The sequence below is a fragment of the Nocardia sp. MH4 genome (assembly GCF_019266065.1).
GTDB lineage: Bacteria > Actinomycetota > Actinomycetes > Mycobacteriales > Mycobacteriaceae > Nocardia > Nocardia canadensis.
Genome location: NZ_LPNR01000096.1, coordinates 1 through 17113, shown reverse-complemented (window position 1 = coordinate 17113; position 17113 = coordinate 1). Strand labels below are relative to the sequence as shown.

At 71.1% G+C, this 17113-nt stretch carries 12 protein-coding genes and 1 pseudogene; 3 read left to right on the top strand and 10 right to left on the bottom strand.

Annotated elements, in window-relative coordinates; genetic code table 11:
* Positions 1 to 7: 7 nt before the first annotated feature.
* Both ATM97_RS13550 and ATM97_RS13545 read right to left on the bottom strand, forming a co-directional pair.
* Positions 8 to 1003, bottom strand: coding sequence for an oxidoreductase (locus ATM97_RS13550; protein ID WP_218718363.1), 996 nt, complete (start codon positions 1001 to 1003; stop codon positions 8 to 10).
* A gap of 52 nt (positions 1004 to 1055) precedes the next feature.
* Positions 1056 to 2138 (bottom strand): DNA polymerase IV, encoded by a 1083-nt coding sequence (locus ATM97_RS13545; protein ID WP_218718362.1) that lies wholly within the window; start codon positions 2136 to 2138, stop codon positions 1056 to 1058.
* Between the two features lie 148 nt (positions 2139 to 2286).
* On the opposite strand from ATM97_RS13545, the pseudogene ATM97_RS13540 reads away from it, so the two are divergent.
* Positions 2287 to 2694 (top strand): annotated as a pseudogene (locus tag ATM97_RS13540) (PaaI family thioesterase); the annotation flags it as partial.
* A gap of 240 nt (positions 2695 to 2934) precedes the next feature.
* Here the strand turns inward: ATM97_RS13540 and lon are convergent.
* Positions 2935 to 5400: an endopeptidase La gene (lon, locus tag ATM97_RS13535; protein WP_218718360.1), complete on the bottom strand. Its 2466-nt coding sequence runs from the start codon at positions 5398 to 5400 to the stop codon at positions 2935 to 2937.
* A gap of 64 nt (positions 5401 to 5464) precedes the next feature.
* Between lon and ATM97_RS13530 the strand changes: the two genes are divergently transcribed.
* A complete protein-coding gene (locus ATM97_RS13530) occupies positions 5465 to 5809 on the top strand; it encodes a hypothetical protein (RefSeq protein WP_218718359.1) in 345 nt (114 codons plus the stop codon).
* An 89-nt stretch (positions 5810 to 5898) separates the two neighbouring features.
* Here ATM97_RS13530 and ATM97_RS13525 read toward each other — a convergent pair whose 3' ends face one another.
* The 3 genes from ATM97_RS13525 to ATM97_RS13515 are packed head-to-tail and all read right to left on the bottom strand — an operon-like array spanning position 5899 to position 7945.
* Complete coding sequence (locus ATM97_RS13525; RefSeq protein ID WP_218718358.1) at positions 5899 to 6972, bottom strand: DUF3068 domain-containing protein; 1074 nt, start codon at positions 6970 to 6972, stop codon at positions 5899 to 5901.
* Positions 6969 to 7139: a DUF2613 domain-containing protein gene (locus ATM97_RS13520; protein WP_218718357.1), complete on the bottom strand. Its 171-nt coding sequence runs from the start codon at positions 7137 to 7139 to the stop codon at positions 6969 to 6971. Before ATM97_RS13520 ends, ATM97_RS13525 begins: the two co-directional genes overlap by 4 nt.
* A 29-nt stretch (positions 7140 to 7168) precedes the next feature.
* Positions 7169 to 7945 carry a hypothetical protein gene (locus ATM97_RS13515; RefSeq protein WP_218718356.1) on the bottom strand — a complete coding sequence of 259 codons (777 nt, stop codon included), beginning with the start codon at positions 7943 to 7945 and terminating at the stop codon, positions 7169 to 7171.
* A gap of 84 nt (positions 7946 to 8029) precedes the next feature.
* Here ATM97_RS13515 and ATM97_RS13510 point away from each other — a divergent pair, with 84 nt between their 5' ends.
* Complete coding sequence (locus tag ATM97_RS13510) at positions 8030 to 8641, top strand: TetR/AcrR family transcriptional regulator (protein WP_218718355.1); 612 nt, start codon at positions 8030 to 8032, stop codon at positions 8639 to 8641.
* Positions 8642 to 8947: 306 nt separating this feature from the next.
* On the opposite strand, the gene ATM97_RS13505 is transcribed toward ATM97_RS13510, so the two are convergent.
* From ATM97_RS13505 to ATM97_RS13490, 4 genes are all read right to left on the bottom strand, one after another.
* Positions 8948 to 10741, bottom strand: coding sequence for a serine/threonine-protein kinase (locus tag ATM97_RS13505; protein ID WP_218718354.1), 1794 nt, complete (start codon positions 10739 to 10741; stop codon positions 8948 to 8950).
* A 16-nt stretch (positions 10742 to 10757) separates the two neighbouring features.
* Entirely contained in the window at positions 10758 to 13577 is a 2820-nt protein-coding gene (locus ATM97_RS13500) for a hypothetical protein (RefSeq protein WP_218718353.1), read from the bottom strand.
* Positions 13577 to 15376 carry an HSP90 family protein gene (locus ATM97_RS13495; protein WP_308248470.1) on the bottom strand — a complete coding sequence of 600 codons (1800 nt, stop codon included), beginning with the start codon at positions 15374 to 15376 and terminating at the stop codon, positions 13577 to 13579. The genes ATM97_RS13500 and ATM97_RS13495 overlap by 1 nt, the downstream gene beginning before the upstream one ends.
* Positions 15377 to 15469: 93 nt before the next feature.
* Positions 15470 to 17113: helix-turn-helix transcriptional regulator (locus ATM97_RS13490; RefSeq protein WP_218718352.1), on the bottom strand; the 1644-nt coding region annotated here is incomplete at its 5' end.

Sequence of the window (17113 nt, the reverse complement as noted above, 5' to 3'; positions counted from 1 at the left end):
GGTCCGCTCAGAACTCGCCCGCCACCCCGATCACCGTGCGACCGGAATGGGTGCCGTCCTTGATCGATCGCAGCACTCGGTCCACCTCGGTGATCGGGGCGAACGACTCGATCGTCGAGAGGTGCTGCGGGCGCAGCTCTTTGCCCAGTGCGGTCCACAGCGCACGACGCTTCTCGATCGGCAGGAACACCGAGTCGATGCCGAGCAGGCTGACACCGCGCAGGATGAACGGCAGCACGGTGGCGGGCAGTTCGGCGCCGCCGGTGAGGCCGCTGGCCGCGACGGCGCCGCCGTAGCCGATGGCGCTCAGGACGTGGGCCAGGGAAGCGCCACCGACGCTGTCGACCGCCGAAGCCCAGACCGCCTTGTTGAGCGGGCGCGGCTTGGCGTCCGGGTCCAGCGGGAGGCGGCCGATGACCTCGTTGGCGCCCAGCTCGGCCAGCAGGTCGCTCGCGTCGGTCTTGCCGGTGGAGGCGATGACCTCGAAGCCGAGGCCGGAGAGGATGTCGATGGCGACGGTGCCGACGCCGCCGGTCGCGCCGGTGACCAGGACCGCGCCGTCGTCGGGGGTGAGACCGTTGTCGAGCAGGGCCTGCACGCTCATCGCCGCGGTGAAGCCTGCCGTGCCGATCGTGGCGGCGTCCCTGGTGTCCAGGCCGTCCAGGCGGACCACCCATTCGGCGGGCACCCGCGCGTACTCGGCGAAACCACCGTTGCGCGAGACACCGAGCTCGTAGCCGTGCGCGATCACCTGATCGCCGGGGGCGAAGTCGTCGGTCTCGGACGCGACCACCTCACCGGTGAGGTCGATGCCGGGCACGATCGGATAGTTGCGCACCACGCCGCCGCGCGGCGTGATCGCCAGGAGATCCTTGTAGTTGGCGCTCGAGTAATGAACCTTGATCGTCACCTCGCCCTCGCCGAGGAAATCCTCCCCGACCTGCTCACGAGCGAGCACGATCCCACCGTCGGATTCACGGGCCACCATCGCGGAGTAATCCATGGGTCCGAGCATACGAGGCGAACCAGCGCACCGGCAGACCCCGCCGAGGTGCTCAACCGCCCGGCGCGTCGGGCGGGAGGAGTTCGAGGCGGACGCCGAGGAGGCGGATGGGGCGGTCGAGTTCGAAGCGGTCGATGATGGCCAGGGCGGTGTCGACGATGGTGGCGACGTCGGCGGTCGGTTGGGGGAGTTTGCGCTGCTTGCTGCGGGTGTAGAAGGTTTTCGTGCGGACCGTGACCGCGACCCGGGTGCTGATGCGCTGGTGCTCGATCATCTCCTCGGCGACCTCGGTGGCCAGGCGCGCGACTTCGCGGCGGATCTCGTCCGGGTCGGTCAGATCGTGCGGGAAGGTCTCGGACTTGCTGCGGCCCACCGGTATCCGCGGGGTGGTCGAGAGTTCGGTGTCGCCCTTGCCGTGACCGAGGACCCACAGGTAGGGGCCGGTGTTCGGGCCGAACTCGGCGGCCAGGCGCTGCCGGTCGGCGGCCATCAGATCGGCGACGGTGACGATGTCCAGCTCGGCCATCCGCTTGGCGATCCGGGCCCCGACGCCCCATAGCGCGTCGGTGGGGCGGTGGCCCATCAGCTCGGCCCAGTTCGCCGCGGTCAGTTCGAACACCCCGGCCGCCGCGCCCGGGTCGTGCTCGGGCTCGGCGGAGGTCTTGCCGGTCGACTTGGCGAAACCGGTGGCCAGTTTCGCGGTGAGCTTGTTGTCGCCGATGCCGACCGAGCAGGTCAGACCCAGCTCGGTGACGGCACGGCGGATCTCGGCGGCCAGCCGCCACGGGTCACCGTCGGTGGCCACGAACGCCTCGTCCATGCCCCACACCTCGACGGCCCCGGCGACCCGGCCGAGCGTCGCCATGATCTCGTCGGAGGCCACCTCGTAGGCGGCCATGTCGACCGGCAGGAACACGCCCTCCGGGCACTTGCGCTGCGCCATCTTCAACGGCATCCCCGCGCGCACGCCGAAGGCCCTGGCCGGATAGGACGCGCAGGTGACGACCTTGCGCGGCTGCGCCGGATCGCCCTCGCCGCCCACGATGACCGGCAGTCCGCGCAGCTCAGGACGACGCCGGAATTCCACCGCCGCCTGGAACTGGTCGAGATCGACATGCAGCAGCCACTGGGGCACGGGTGAAGTATTACCGCACGGTACCGACAAAACGGCGCAACCGGGCAGCTCGCGGTGCGGCACTGGCGTACTCGTCACCGCCCCAGGATGGCAATATCCGTAGCGCGCCAACCGATGTCACGACCGAGCTCGAAGAACGGAACACCCGATGCCGACCGAAGCCACCACCCTCGACCTCGACCTGGCCCGCCAGGTACTCGCCGCGCAACCGTTCGCCCGACTCGTCGGCACCGAACTCACGGAATTCGGGGACGGTGCGGCCACACTGGTGATCGAGATCCAGCCCGAGCACGGTCAGCAGTTCGGATTCGTGCACGGTGGCGTGCTGGCCTACGCGGCCGACAACGCGCTCACCTTCGCCGCGGGCACCGTTCTGGGTCCCAACGTGCTGACCGGCGGCTTCACCATCACCTACCTGCGTCCCGCCCTCGGCGAGCGGCTGCGGGTGCACGCCACCGTGCTCGGCGCCACCCGCCGTCAGGCCGTCACCCACTGCGACGTCTACGCCGAGACCGAGGGCGAGGAGCCGATCCTGTGCGCGGTCGCCCAGGGCACGACGCGACGGGTCGAGAAGGACCTCGAGCGGGTCGCGGAGGCGGGCGCCGACGAGGACACCGAGTTCGACGACGAGGACGACGACACCGACGACCAGGACAGCTACGTCACCGACCAACTGGCCATCGTCACCCCGGCGCCCGAGGAGGCGCCCGCACTGCCGCCGACCGTCAGCCGATAGCTCTCACGGACAGCGAACGGGCCGTGCACAGGTGGTGTGCACGGCCCGTTCGGTGGTGGGTCAGGCGCTGACGGCGAAGCTGCCGTCGGCGGCCGGTTCGGCGATCGGCTCGATGGCGTAGGCCAGGATCTCGGCCACGTCGGCGACGGGGCGGACATCCAGGGCGGCCAGCACCTCGGCCGGGACCTCGTCGAGGTCCGGTTCGTTGCGGGCCGGGATGAAGACGGTCTTCAGCCCGGCGCGCTGGGCGGCGAGCAGCTTCTGCTTCACGCCACCGATCGGCAGCACCCGCCCGTTCAGCGTGACCTCGCCGGTCATGCCGACATCACCGCGCACCTGACGGCCCAGCGCCAGCGACACCAGGGCGGTCACCATGGTGACGCCCGCCGACGGTCCGTCCTTGGGCACCGCACCCGCCGGGAAGTGGATGTGGATGTTGCGGTCCAGGACCTTCGGCTCGATGCCGATCTCCTCGAGGTGCGAGCGCACGTAGGTCAGCGCGATCTGCGCCGATTCCTTCATCACATCGCCCAGCTGACCGGTCAGGGTCAGGGCGCGCTCGCCCTCGGCGGCGTTGGCCTCGATGTAGAGCACATCGCCGCCGGCGCCGGTGACCGCCAGGCCCGTCGCCACGCCGGGGACGGCGGTGCGTTCCACCGAGTCCGGGGTGAAGCGGGGACGGCCGAGGTAGTCGGTCAGGTTCTCGACGTCGACCACGAGACTCGTCAGCTGACCGGCCGGCTGCGGACCGGACTCGATATCGATGACGTTGTCGTAGCCGAGCCCCGGGTCGTACCCGAGCACGGCGCCCTCGCCCAGCGCGCCCTTGTCGACCAGGGTGTTCTCGTCGGCGGCATCGCCGGTGACCAGGCGGGTCGCCGCCTTGCGCAGGGCCTTCGCCACCAGGCGCTCCATCTGGCGCACACCGGCTTCCCTGGTGTAGTTCGCCGCGATCTCGCGCAGCGCCGCGTCGGTGATCGAGACCTCCTCGGCGGTCAGCGCGTTGCGTTCCAGCTGCCGGGGCACCAGGAAGTCGCGGGCGATGGCCACCTTGTCGGCCTCGGTGTAGCCGTCGACGGTGATGAGCTCCATGCGGTCCAGCAGGGGGCCGGGAATGGTGTCCATGACGTTGGCGGTCGCGATGAACAGGACGTTCGACAGGTCGAGGTCCAGGTCGAGGTAGTGATCGCGGAAGGTGTGGTTCTGCGCGGGGTCGAGGACCTCGAGCAGCGCCGCCGCCGGGTCGCCGCGGAAGTCGGAGCCGACCTTGTCGATCTCGTCCAGCAGGACGACGGGATTCATCGACCCCGCCTCCTTCACCGCACGCACGATCCGGCCGGGCAGCGCGCCCACGTAGGTGCGCCGGTGGCCACGGATCTCGGCCTCGTCGCGCACGCCGCCCAGGGCGACGCGAACGAACTTGCGGCCCAGCGCCTTCGCGACCGACTCACCCAGCGAGGTCTTGCCGACACCGGGCGGACCGACCAGCACGAGCACGGCGCCCGAGCCACGTCCGCCGACGACCTCCAGACCACGCGCGGCCCGGCGCGCACGCACGGCCAGGTACTCGACCATGCGGTCCTTCACCTCGTCCAGACCGTGGTGATCGGCGTCGAGCACGGCGCGCGCGGCCGAGACATCGGTGCTGTCCTCGGTTTTCACCGTCCACGGCAGGTCCAGGACGGTGTCGAGCCAGGTGCGGATCCAGCCCGATTCCGGGCTCTGATCGCTGGCCCGCTCGAGCCTGCCGACCTCGCGCAGCGCCTCGGCGCGCACGTTCTCGGGCAGGTCGGCGTTCTCCACGCGGGTGCGGTAGTCGTCGGCGCCGTCGGGTTCGTCCTCGCCGAGCTCCTTGCGGATGGCGTTGAGCTGCTGGCGGAGCAGGAACTCGCGCTGGCTCTTCTCCATGCCCTCGCGGACGTCCTCGGAGATCTTGTCGGTGACCTCGACCTCGGCGATGTGGTCCTTGATCCACTCGATCTGCTTGGTCAGGCGAGCGGCGACCTCGGGGGTCTCGAGTAGTTCGCGCTTCTGGTCGTTGGTCAGGTACGGGGCGTAGCCCGCCGTGTCGGCGATGGCTTCGGGCTTGTCGAGCTGATTGACGATGTCGATGATCTGCCACGCCTCGCGCCGCTGGAGCACCGCGACGACCAGCTTCTTGTATTCGGCGGCGAGCTCGGTGGTGCGCGCGTCGGGAGCGGGCTCCTCGACGAGTTCGGCCTCCACCCACAGGGCGGCGCCCGGCCCGGTCACGCCGTGCCCGATCCGCGCCCTGCGCTCGGCCTTGAGCACGGCGGCGGGCGCGCCGCCGCGCATCCGTCCGACCTGCTCGATCGTGGCCACGACGCCGTAGGACGCGTACCCCTCGTCGAGGCGGGGCGCGACGAGCACAGCGCCGGTCTTCCCGGCCTGCGCGGCGTCGATGGCGGCCTGCGCGGATTCGTCCAATTCGATGGGCACGACCATGCCCGGCAGCACGATCGGATCGGTGAGGAACAGCACCGGCAGGTTCTGAGCTGTAGTCATATCGACCCTTCCAAAGTTGAGCTTTGCTCACTCAACCCAGTCGGATACCGGTTTGTTCCGACCCGTGCCACGGTTCACTGACGGCGAACATCCGGACCCCGGCCGCGCGCCCGCCGAGCTGGCCGACGCGTGTCACCAGGTGTTCGTGCCGCTGTTCCGGAACGAGCATGTGGTCGCCGCGGGACAGCGCGTCGATGCCGAACGGGCCCGTGCGACCGGCCGGTGGCTCATCCGGCGGGGCACCGATCGCTGCGCGGTGACCACCGGGCTGGCACTGCTCGAGACGGCGCCCGAGGACGGCGACATCCCCATGTTGCAGACGATCGGGCTGCTGTCGGAGAGCTTCGCACCGCTGGTGGTCGACGCCATGGCGCGTTGCCGGAGCGAACTCGCTGTCAGGGCCTGCTGAACCGGCCGGACTGGTCCGCGTTCGGGCCGTGAGACAACGAAGCCTCCCCGGAGGGATCCGGGGAGGCTTCGTTGTGCAGGGGAACCGAGCTAGAGGTTCGTGGTGCGGAGTTGTTCGGTGGGCGGGTCGTAGGTGCGCCGGGCGGCGGAGCCGCCCGCGCTCAGGACGCCGAGGACGGCGCCGGCGATGAGCAGGATCGCGCCGAGGATGCCCAGGATGATCGGCAGGGTCTTGCCGAACAGGTCGAGCTTGTCGAGGCTCTTCTGGGTGACGGCCATCTGGGCGTCGATGGTCTCCTCGTCGAAGACCAGGTGCGACTTCAGCGCGGTGACGTCGATCTGGTTGGCGCTGCGGCCGTAGAACAGGTGGATCTGCTCGCCGCCCTTGAGGACCGCGCCGGTCTTCGGCTCCACCCACAGGTCACGGGTGTTGGTGTAGAAGCGGGTCATGGTGACCGGCTCGTCGCCCTCGAGGCCCCACTTGGCGGCGGGGAGGGTGAGCTTGTTGGTCGCGGCGGGCACCACGTCGTTCATGTTCGTCACCGGGATGGACTGCCGGAAGTGGTAGACCGGGACGCCGTTGATCTCGGACTCCTCGACGAAGTCGATGGGCCGGGTGGCGCGGGCGTTGGTGTCGAAGTACGGGTAGGACTTCTTCTCGGTGCCGATCGGGAAGCGGTACTGCAGACCCTGACGGGTCAGCGCGTCGGCCACCGAGGCGCCCGACTTGTCGACGGTGACCGCGAGGGAACCGTTGGGCGAGGTGGCGACCGGCTCGCCGGTGACGCGGTCGATGGTGACCCGGTCGATGGAGGCGGTGAGGATGCCGGTGTCGCCGTCGCGGTCGTCGCGACGCAGGGTCTGGCCGGCCTGGACCGTCATCTCGTCGGCGCCCGAGGGCTCCTCGACGGTCAGGAAGCGCTGCGAGACCACGGGGACGTTCTTGTCGATCTTGGCCGCGCCCTCGGGCGAGGTCAGCGACTTCGCGTCCAGCACCAGGCTTTCCTCGCCGGGAACGCTCTTGGCGACGGTGGTGATCCGCAGATCCAGCGGGGTCTTGGCGACCTTGTCCACGGTGTAGGTGGGGATCATGACGGCGGCGGCGAGCAGCAGCGCGCCGAGCCCGACGAGAATGCAGGCGATGAGCCTGCGCCCGTTGCTCATCGGCTTCCGTACTGCACGTTGCCCAGCACCGACGAACCGGGATCAGCGGTCGTCTCGGGGGCGGGGATCGAATTCTGTTGCGCGCCCGCGGTGATGCCGAGCACGGCAATCACCCCGAGGATCGCGCCGGCCAGGCCACTGACCAAGCCGGGGACGGCAAACTTCATTGAACGAAACTCCAATACGTGGCGTCGGCTCAGGCGACGGAGAAGAACCCGAGGGTCGGGGCGAACGAGCAGGTCCGGTCACCGTCGGCGGTGGTCGTGGTGAGCGAACCGGTGATCACCGCGGCGACCCGGCCCGAGCCGGTGTCGGCGATGGCGGACAGGGTGGCCGGCCCGTCCGGGTTGATCCCGGCCGCGGTGGTGAGCGGCTGGGTGCCCGTGCGCCGGTTGTCCAGGTTGACCCACTGCACCGTCATCGGCGGGTTCTGCGCGACGGTAGGCGTTTTGGTACCCAGCGCGGTGAAGACGAAACCGGTCTGGCCCGCGGCGGGCCCGGGCGGCGGCAGCTCGGCCGGGCCGGGTACGGCCAGCGCGGTGCCGACGGAATCGGAGGTCGGGCCGATGCAGCCCTTGCCGATGGTCGGGTACAGGAACTGCGCGATCCGCGGGCCGTCGGACGGCGGGAGCTCGGGACCGCCACCGCCGCTGCCGTCGAGGAAGGTGATGACCTTCTCGAGGGTCGCCTTGACCTGCGCGGGAATGCCGGGCGTGGCGAGCAGCACGCGCGCTTGAGCCAGGATCGCGGCCTGCGCGCCGTCGGCGATGGGGGCCGGCGCGGAGACGGCGCTTACGATCGACGGTGCCAGCGCGGCCAGCGTCTCGGAGGGAACGTTCTCCGCGATCGCCGGGACGCTCGGCTGAGCCGCAGGCCGCGGGGCAGCCATGGTCGATGCAGGTGCGGCGAGTGAGGCACTCACCGCTAGTACGAGAGCGGACAATGCGGTCCGCGAGCCTCGGGTGCGCAGCACTGGTCAGCCGTCCTTCTTTGTGGGGATTGGTTGGAGCAGCCCGGAAATGTAAGTGTGATCCGGGGTTTCAGATACATTGGAGAGGTGACTACAGCGGACAGACGGTATGGGGGTCGTACAGTCGTCGCGCGTAAAGCCGAACGGCGCCAGCGGTTCCTGGAAGCAGCGACGCGAATCTTCGCCGAACGCGGGTACCCGACGTGCTCGCTCGCCGAGGTGTGCGCGGCGGCGGGACTGTCCAAGCGGCAGTTCTACGAGGAGTTCGAGACTCGCGAGGACGTGCTCATCGCCGCCTACGACCGCATCCAGGACGACGCCGCGGCCGCGGTCGTCGCCGCGGTGGTCGAGCACACCGAACCGGAGCCGGCGCTGCGCAGCGGACTGGCCGCGTACCTGGAATCGCTCGGCTCCGACCCGTACCGCGCACAGGTGGCGCTGATCGAGGTCGTCGGAGTCAGCGACCGGATGGAGAACCATCGCCGCGCCCGCAGGCACGCCTGGTCGGCGCTGATCGAGACGGCGCTGGCCGCCAAGGGGGTGCGGCTGCGCGGCGACGCGGAGCTCACCACGGGCTTGCTGACCGGCGCGGTCAACGGCGTCGCGCACGAATGGCTGCTGCGGGAGTCGCGTCCGCCGGTCGGCGAACTGGTCGATCTGCTGACCGCCGCCGCGCTCACGCTGGTGGACTGGGGCTGATTTCCGCGCAGCCGTCGGGAGGGTGGCAACTTCGCGCTCTTGCCGCTCGCTCAACCCACTCCCTTTCCGGACATTGTGAGACCGGACGGCTTCACAGTGTGGGACGAGAGTCTGGCATAGTAGTGACCCAGATAGCAACGGCTGGAAAGTTGAGATCGGCATCACCAGGGGTGATGTGTTGGTCGGAGGTCCAGACAAGCTCGTGGTGGTAGTGAACCACCACCAGCCGCGCGGGGTGCCCGGTTCGCCGTTTCGATCCCGTTTCGAGGTGGTCGGCAACTGGTCGGCAATCGTCATCGCGAGTGGTCAGGACTTGCGCAGAAACCCGGTGATGGTGCCACCGAGCAGCCCCGGCGTGCGGTAGGTGAGGGTGCCGTCCGAGCCGAGGGTGACCGTCGAGGTCGCACCGTCGTCCACACAGCCACTCGCGCTCTTGCCGGTGAGTTTCGCCCGGAAGACGAGGCCGTCGGTGGTGGCCTCGACCAGGGTTTCCGAGCGCTCGCAGCGCTCGCCGGAGAGCGTGCCGGTATTCGACGCGGTGGCTACCTTCTGCCCGACCTTGCCGTCGTTGATGGTGAGGGTGATGTCGAAGCGCACCGGCCCGTCGGTGGCCTGCCCCTGCCAGCTCCCCACGAACGCGGCGGGGACCGTCGACACCGCCGCTCCGGTGGCGGGCGGGAGCTCGGAGTCTTCGGTGCCGGTGGAGATCGACGTCGAGTTCGCCACGCTATTGCCGTCCGATTGACCGCGCAGCTGGACGCCGATCAGGAACGCACCCCCGGCCACCGCCAGCGCTACGACCACCGCCGCGGCCACCAGAGCGTTGCGCCCTCGGCGCGAGCGGGCAGGCGGTGCCTGCCAAGGCGCGTGGGTACCACCGGTGATGTCACCGGCCGGCCCGCTGACAGTCGCGTAGCCCGACTGTTTCGGCCCGCCGCTGTCGGCAAAGGACGTGCGCCGACCGAAGCCCGTCGCAGTGCCGGACAGCGGTGGAGTCCCGGTGAACCCCGCTCCGGAGCCGGGCGGCGGCGTTTGACCGTCGAGGCCTGCCGCCTTTCCGGGCGACGATGCCGGTCCGCTGAAGTTCGCAGCGGCACCTGGCACCGGTATCTGCCCACCGGAACCCGTGGAGCCGGGCAAGAATGCCTGACTACTGGTGTTCGACCGAGACGGGTGAGGTGGCGTGCTGGGACCGGCAGGGCCGTCGACCGGGCCGGAATCGAGGTCAAGCAGGGCGACCGCGCGCCTGCTGACGTCTTCGAGGACCGCCGGTGGTAGCCAACCCGTGCGCTCGGGCAGGCCGATGGCGGCGAACTCGGCGAGAACTTGCCGCGGAGTCGGGCGGGCGGCGGGGTCCTTGGCGACGCAGGCGGCGACCAGGGGACGCAGCCGCGCGGGCACGCCGTCGAGGCGGGGTTCCTCGTAGACGATGCGCCACAGCATCTGCACGATCTCGGCGGTGCCGAACGGGCCGTGGCCTGACGCGGCGAAGGTCAGCACGCCGCCGAGGGCGAAGACATCGCACGCGGGGCCGAGCGCTTCGCCGGTCACCTGCTCCGGACACATGAAACCCGGTGAGCCGATGACCTTTCCGGTGGTGGTGAGCGCGGTGTCCTCGACGGCGCGCGCGATACCGAAGTCCACCACCTTGGGCCCGTCGACGGCCAGCAGCACGTTCGACGGCTTCAGATCGCGATGCACGATGCCCGCGTCGTGGATGGCGACGAGCGCCTCGGCCAGCCCGTGCCCGAGGGCGAGCAGCGACGGCTCGGCGAAGGGCCCGAACCGCGACACCGCGTCCGAGAGCGCGAGTCCGGCGACGTATCCGGTGGCCAGCCACGGTGGATCGGCGTCGACATCGGCGTCGAGGACCGGCGCCGTGAACGCCCCGCCGACCCGGCGCGCGGCGGCCACTTCCCGGCGGAACCGGGTCCGGAACTCGGGGTCGCCCAGCAGGTCCGGCCGGATCACCTTCACCGCGACCGTGCGTCCGCCCGCGTTGCGGCCCAGATACACCTTGCCCATGCCGCCGGCGCCGAGGACACCGAGCAGCCGGTACGCCCCGATCTGGCGTGGATCGTCGCTGCCGAGCGGTTGCATGGCGTGGTCCTTCGTATCAGCCGAGGCGGGAACGGGTTTCGGTCAGCAGGCCGGAGAGCGGGCCGTAGGCCGGGTGGGTGTCGTCGAGTTCGGCGACGGCGCCCGCGAGGACCTTCTCGGCCTCGGCGGCGCGGTCGAGGCCGAGCAGGATTCTCGCCTGGTCGTAGTCGGCGCGCACGGCCCGATCGACGACCTCGATCGCGCGGAACCCGGCGGCCGCCGCTTCCGCGCGGGGCAACGCGTCGGGTAAACGAGAGGCGGAGTGCAGGATTCGAGCGGCGTTGTGGTCGAGCCGGGCCCGGTGCCAGGTGAGCAGATCGGCGTCCGGTCCGGTCGCGGCGAGCTCGGCCAGTGCGGCATCGGCGACGTCGACGGCCGCCACCGCGCCGTCGGAATCCCCGGCCCAGTGCAGCGACAGCGCGGCGCTGTAGCGGCAGTAGGCGACCCGGATCGGATCGTCGACCCGGGCCGCCACCTCGGCGGCGAGGCGATAGCGTTCGGCGGCCTCGGCATCGCGGTCGAGCGAGTCGAGCAGATCGGCGGTCTCGGCGAGCACGTAGGCCTCGTCACCGAGATCGGCGACGGCCCGGTCGAATTCGATGATCGCGTCGTACACGGCGAGTGCCTGATCGTGCTCGCCCAGCGAGCGGTGCAGACCGGCGAGCAGGTAGCGACAGCCCCGGGCCGGGCCGCCCGCGCCGGCGCGATCCAGCGCGAGGATCGCCGACTCGGCCTGTTCGGCGGCATCGAGCAGCTGCCCGGTCGACCGGTAGCCGATGGCCAGATCCCATCGCGCGTATGGGACCTGGGGCAGGTCGACGGGCGCGCCGATCGCGATCGCGGTGAGCAGCTCGCCGACGGCCTCGGCGGCACGGTCCAGGTGCAGCAGCAGGTCACCACGGCGGGCGTAGACCGCCATCCGGAATCCGATCGGGGTGTCGGTATCGAGCAGCGGCATCGCCTCGTCGAGCAGCGTGAGCGCGGTGTCGAACTCCGCTGCGGACCGGCGGATTCCGGACAGATGGTAGAGCGTGGTCGCGGCCCGCAACGGCAGGTTCGCCCGATGGAAGGCGGAGATCGCCGTGCGCGCCGCGGCGTCGGCGTCGTCGATGCGGGAGTTGTTCTCGGACAGATACATCCGCTGCCTGGCGACGTCGCCGATCAGCTCGTCGCCGCCCGACGCGGCTGCCTCGGCCGCGGCGCGGTCGAGCAGCTCGGGGAGTTCGGCGGCATCGTCGTCGGCCAGCAGGCCGCGGTCGAACAGGTCGAGCAGACCGCCGGACAGTCGCAGGATCGCGCCGGCCCGGACAGCCGGATCGGCGGACGCGCCCAGGTGCGCGAGCGAGGCACGCAGCAGCGATGTCGCCTCGGCGGGATCGCCGTGCCTGCACAGGTGCGCACCGAGGCGGCCGAGACCCCCCTGCCTGCGGTCCTCGTCACCGGCGGCGGTGTAGTGCTCGATCGCTCGGCGCAGCAGGGATTCGGTCTCGTTGCTGTCGCCGTGCCGGGCGGACTCGCGCGCCAGGACGGCCGCGCGCCGGCCCGCCAGCAGGGGATCGGTGGGCTCGGCGGCCTCGGTCAGGCGCTGGGCCAACGCGGTCACCTCGACGGTGGCGTCGCGCTCCTGGCCCAGCTCGGCCCGGTCGATCAGCTCGGCCGTGGTCAGGGCGGGGAGTGCGATCGGGGCGGGCGCGGGCTCGACGGGTGCCCGGTGCGCCGCGGCGGCCGACAGCGGCAGCCGGTCGACGATCGGCGTGCGCGCCAGCACCGCGCGCACCTGCTCGGTCTGATGCGCGGTGCCGTTGCGCTGGTCGAACCGGGCCGCGATCGCCAGCGCCTCGGCGGTCAGCTCCTGCCGCAGGTCCCGCGCGGTCGATTCGGCGGCGGGCCGCTCGAGGTGCGCGGGCCGCCGGACGACGGTGTCGCCGTGGCCCGCGTCGTCCACCGTGCGCAGCAGCAGCGCGGCCGCGGCGGCGAAGTCCATGGCGGCCGACGGATTGGGCGAGCGGTCGAGCCAGCCGAGATGCCGGTCGAGCAGTTCCAGGCCGCGTGCCTGATTGCCGGACAACGCGCAGAACTCGAGGTGGGTGGCGATGGCCCGCAGGTCCTGCGGTTTGGTGCGCAGCACCCGGTAGGACCGGCGGTGCGCGTCGCGCGCCGCGTCGAGCTGGCCGGTGCGCAGGTAGGGCAGCAGCAACGCGGTCAGGATCAGCTGCGGCTGTTCGTTGCAGTGCAGTTCGCCGCGCAGGACAGGGGCGGCCAGCTCGACGGCCTCGGCATCGCGACCCCGCATCGCCAGCCAGGCGACCTTGCCGGTGGGGTCGCAGCCTGCGCAGTCGGAGTTCTCGTCGCGCGGTGTGGTGCACCACCTTTCGTACCAGCGCTCGGCCTCGGCCAGGTCGCCCAGATGCTCGGCGACATAGTGCCGGTAAGCGTGCACCGCGTGCAGGCTCTGGCCCTCCAGCCGATAGCGCTGCTCCATCTGGTCCAGCGCGGCCAACGCCCGATCCTTGGGCACCTCGGGGAAATTCGTCATCGCGCGCACCGCGAACTTGAAGTCCCAGCGCAGCGCGGACGCCACCCACTCCTCGTAGGCGCCGGGGTCGCGGTCGTAGTCGGCCAGGCAGCGGGCGAACGGGACGAACAGCTTGGCCGGGCTCATGCCCTGCGCGTAGGCGGTGATCAACCGCATGCGGGTGCGGAACGCGAGGTCGGTGTGCCCGCCGGCGTCGGCGTGCCGCAGGACCTGTTCCAGCAGTGCGTCTTTGCTGTCGCCGTAGGGCATGTTGCCCGCCTGGGCGAGCAGCCGCCACAGGTCGTCGACGGTGTCGGACATCAGAGCTCTCCCTGCGGATCGTGCACTGCCCAGTCGAGCAGACCGACGAACGACTTGTTCAGCAGCGCGGTGTCGACCGGCCGCATCGGATGCTGGCCGAGCAGCAGCGCCTGGCTGTAGAGCGCCTCGACCGCCATCGTCACCAACCGGGCGTCGGCGAGCCCGGCGATGCGGCGCACCAGCGGATTGCGGTGGTTGAGCACCAGTTGCGGCCGGTCGCTGTCCTGGCCGGAATCGAAGGCACCGAGGACGTCGGCCCACAGGTCGTCGGCGACCTGGCGGGTGGCCCGCAGTTCGGCGCGATGCTGGGTGTCGCGGTCGAGCAGATACAGCGCCGACAGCGACGGCGGATCGAAAGTGCGCAGCACGACCTCGCATTCGAGCCGGTCGAGCACCCGCTGGGCGGTCGTCAGGAACGGGCGCAGCGCCAGTTCGGTCGCCGGGTCGACCAGGTCGAAGTGGGTCGCCAGGGCGGCGGTGTCCAGGCGCGTCACCTGGATCTCGGGGTCGAGCGCGGGCAGGCGCTCCACGATCTCGGTGATGTAGGTGTAGCCGCCGTTCACCAGGCCGAGGCCCTGGGCGGCCGCCACCGCGCCGAGCTGGCGGAACTCCTCCACCGAGGGCGTGTAGCGGACCCCGCCGAACCGGCGGCGGAACTCGGCCAGCGGGATCTGCCCGGCGTTGGTCTCCACCGGCAGCCAGCGATCGACCAGCCGGAGCATGTCGTCGTCGTGCAGGGCGAGCGCCTTCACGCCGAGATCGTGGACGCGCAGGAAGCGGGCGAGCGCGGCCGGGTCGGCGGTGGACAACTCCACCAGCCAGTCCCTGATCTGCCCGCCGAGCACCTCCCTGGTGGATTCGAGCAGGTCGTCCTCGTACAGTGCCTCCCGGCTGGCGGTCGGCCGCAGCTCGGTGGTGTCGACGACGCAGCGCACGAAGAAGGCCCAGTCGGGCAGCAGCCCGGCGACACTCTCGGCCAGCAGCATGCGCTTGAGGTACACCCGGTGCCCGGCCTTGGCCGCCGGGTTGACCGGCTGCGGAAGCACGAAAGCCACCCCGGTGACGCCGGATTCGGCACAGCTGAGATCGAAGGTGGCGAACGGGGTGAAGCCGAAGGTGTCCTCGGCGTAGGCCGCGAGGGCGGCCGTGCGGTCGTCGGGGGTGGGGTGGTTGGCCCGCCACGGCAGCTCCGGCTCGGTGACCGAGTGCCCGTCGACGGTGACCTCGAACGGCAGCAGACTGCCGAACAGCGCGGCCAGCTCGGTGACGGTGGCGCCGGTGAGCCACTGCTCGGCGCCGCGCCGGGGCGTCAGGATGACCGTGGTGCCCGGTTCCTCGCGTTCCCGCGAGGCGGGTTCGACGCGGTAGCGGCCGTCGGCGAACCCGGTCCAGCGCACCGTCGGCCCGCCGCGCGCCGAGCGGGTCAGCACGGTGACCTCGTCGGCGACCAGGAAGCACGAGAGCAGACCGATGCCGAACTGGCCGAGGAACTCGTGCCTGGCGAAGCCGAGATCGTCGCGCTTGCCGCTGCGGCCGATGGTGGCCAGGAAGGTGTGCACCTCGGCCTCGGTGAGCCCGATGCCGGTGTCGTGGATGCGGATGCTGCCGTCGCCGGTGCGGTCGGCGGTCTCGATCCGCACGCTGAGCTGCGCCGACGGGTCGAGCGCCCGGCGCGCGGTGCTCGCGTCGACGGCGTTCTGCATCAGCTCGCGCACATACACCCGCGGACTGCCGTACAGGTGGTGACTGAGCAGGTCGACCACACCACGCAAATCGACCTGGAATACCTGTTCCACCACCGGTCCCCTCCGAGCACGAGCATTACTTGCCCGGCCACTGTAACCGCAAGATCGTCCCTCGTACCGGCCACGATGTCAGGGGCATGACCTGCGTCAGCGGGTGTCGCGGGCGAGCTCGGTCCGGTTGGTGACGCCCAGTTTGGCGAGGATGTTGCGGACGTGGGTTTCCACGGTGCGTTCGGAAAGAACGAGGCGGGTGGCGATTTCGCGATTCGTCAGTCCCGCCGCCGCCAGCTCGCGGACTTCGCGCTCGCGCGGGGTGAGCGGATCGGCGCAGCGGGCGGCGGCGGTGATGCGGGTGAGCAGCGCGTCGGCGGCGGCCAGGCGATGGGTCATGCCGAGCCTGCGGAAGCCGGCGGCCGCCTGTTCGGCCGCGGCGCGCGCGGCGGTGAACTCGGCGCGGGCGAGCAAGGTGCGGGCCAGCCCGAGGTGGCCGAGCGCGACGAAGGGGCGCGCGCCGATCCTGGTGTCCATCTCCAGGCCACGCCGGTACAGCTCGACCGCGGCGTCCAGGTGTCCGGCGACGCGCGCGTTGTCGGCCCGGACCCTGGCCAGCGAGCTGACGCAGATCAGCGCGCCGGTGCCGTCGGCGCAGTAGTGCCCTTCCTGCCCGGCCAGGGCGCGGTAGACGCGATCGGCGGTCTCGGCGTCGTCGAGCAGTTCGGCCACCAAGCCGACACTGAACACGGTGCCCGCCCAGCGCGCGCCGATCTCGAGTGTGTCGGGGAGCTCCCGGAAGGGCGCGAACAGGGCCCTGGCTTCGTCGAGATCGCCGGCGAGCGCGTGCATCAGCGGCGCGAAGAGCTGCGCGATCGGGATCTTCGGGGCGAAGGCCAGTGACGCGACCGCTTCGGTCAGCTCGGCGCGGTCGACATGTCCGATGATCACCGCGTACATCCCGCGAAACGCGTGGTGCAGTCCGGCCAGCGAGAAGTCGCCGATGCCGACGGCCAGTTCATAGGCGGCGGCGTCGAAGTCGAGCGCGGCGGCGAGTTCGCCCACCAGGACGGCGCGGGTGGCGCGCAGGCGCAGCAGGTGCCAGCGGGCGAGCGGCAGCCGACGGCGCTCGACCAGCAGGTCGATGTGGTCCAGGGCGCTGTCGAAGGCGGTGAGGTCGCCGCGTTGCAGGCTCGCGTCGGCGGTCCACACGTGTCCCCAGAGCTGGGCCAGCGGTTGCTCGGCGTCGACCGCGATCTCGATCGCCCTGGCGGCCAAGGCGGTTCGTTCGTCGAGATAGTCGGGCGCGGCCAGCGACAGGTGCCGGGCGTGGAGGGCATCGAGCGTGACATCGGGGTCGGTCGAGTGCGCGGCGGCGCGCATGGCCTGCTCGGACAGCGCCCTGGCCGTCGCGCCCGCGCCACGGTCGGCGGCCGAGAGGGCGTGCCTGGCCAGGATCCGGGCGATCAGGTCGTCGTGCGTGCCCGGTTCGAGTCGACGTAAAGCGTTGTCGCACAGCAGGTCGAGTTGGGTCATCACGGTGGGCGTGGTGACGCCGTGGACCACCAGCGCCGCCTCGGCGAGCAGGTCGGGGCGAGCGGCCCGCTCGGCGAGGGCGGCGGCCTGGACGCAGTGCGCGAGGCTGTCGGCGATCCGGCCCGCCGCGAACTCGTCGCGGGCGAGGTCGAGCAGCAGGTCGGCGCGGTCGGCTTCCGGCGCGGTGCTGCCCGCCGCGTCGATCGCCCACTGCCCGAAGCGGATCGCCTCCTCGTAGGCCGCGGCGGCCCGGGCCGCGTGGGC

What these genes read in the sequence shown, in the direction of transcription:
- ATM97_RS13550 (WP_218718363.1), bottom strand. Translation starts at nt 1,003, where the DNA reads ATGGATTACTCCGCGATGGTGGCCCGTGAATCCGACGGTGGGATCGTG.
- lon (WP_218718360.1), bottom strand. Translation starts at nt 5,400, where the DNA reads ATGACTACAGCTCAGAACCTGCCGGTGCTGTTCCTCACCGATCCGATC.
- ATM97_RS13525 (WP_218718358.1), bottom strand. Translation starts at nt 6,972, where the DNA reads ATGAGCAACGGGCGCAGGCTCATCGCCTGCATTCTCGTCGGGCTCGGC.
- ATM97_RS13520 (WP_218718357.1), bottom strand. Translation starts at nt 7,139, where the DNA reads ATGAAGTTTGCCGTCCCCGGCTTGGTCAGTGGCCTGGCCGGCGCGATC.
- ATM97_RS13505 (WP_218718354.1), bottom strand. Translation starts at nt 10,741, where the DNA reads ATGCAACCGCTCGGCAGCGACGATCCACGCCAGATCGGGGCGTACCGG.
- ATM97_RS13500 (WP_218718353.1), bottom strand. Translation starts at nt 13,577, where the DNA reads ATGTCCGACACCGTCGACGACCTGTGGCGGCTGCTCGCCCAGGCGGGC.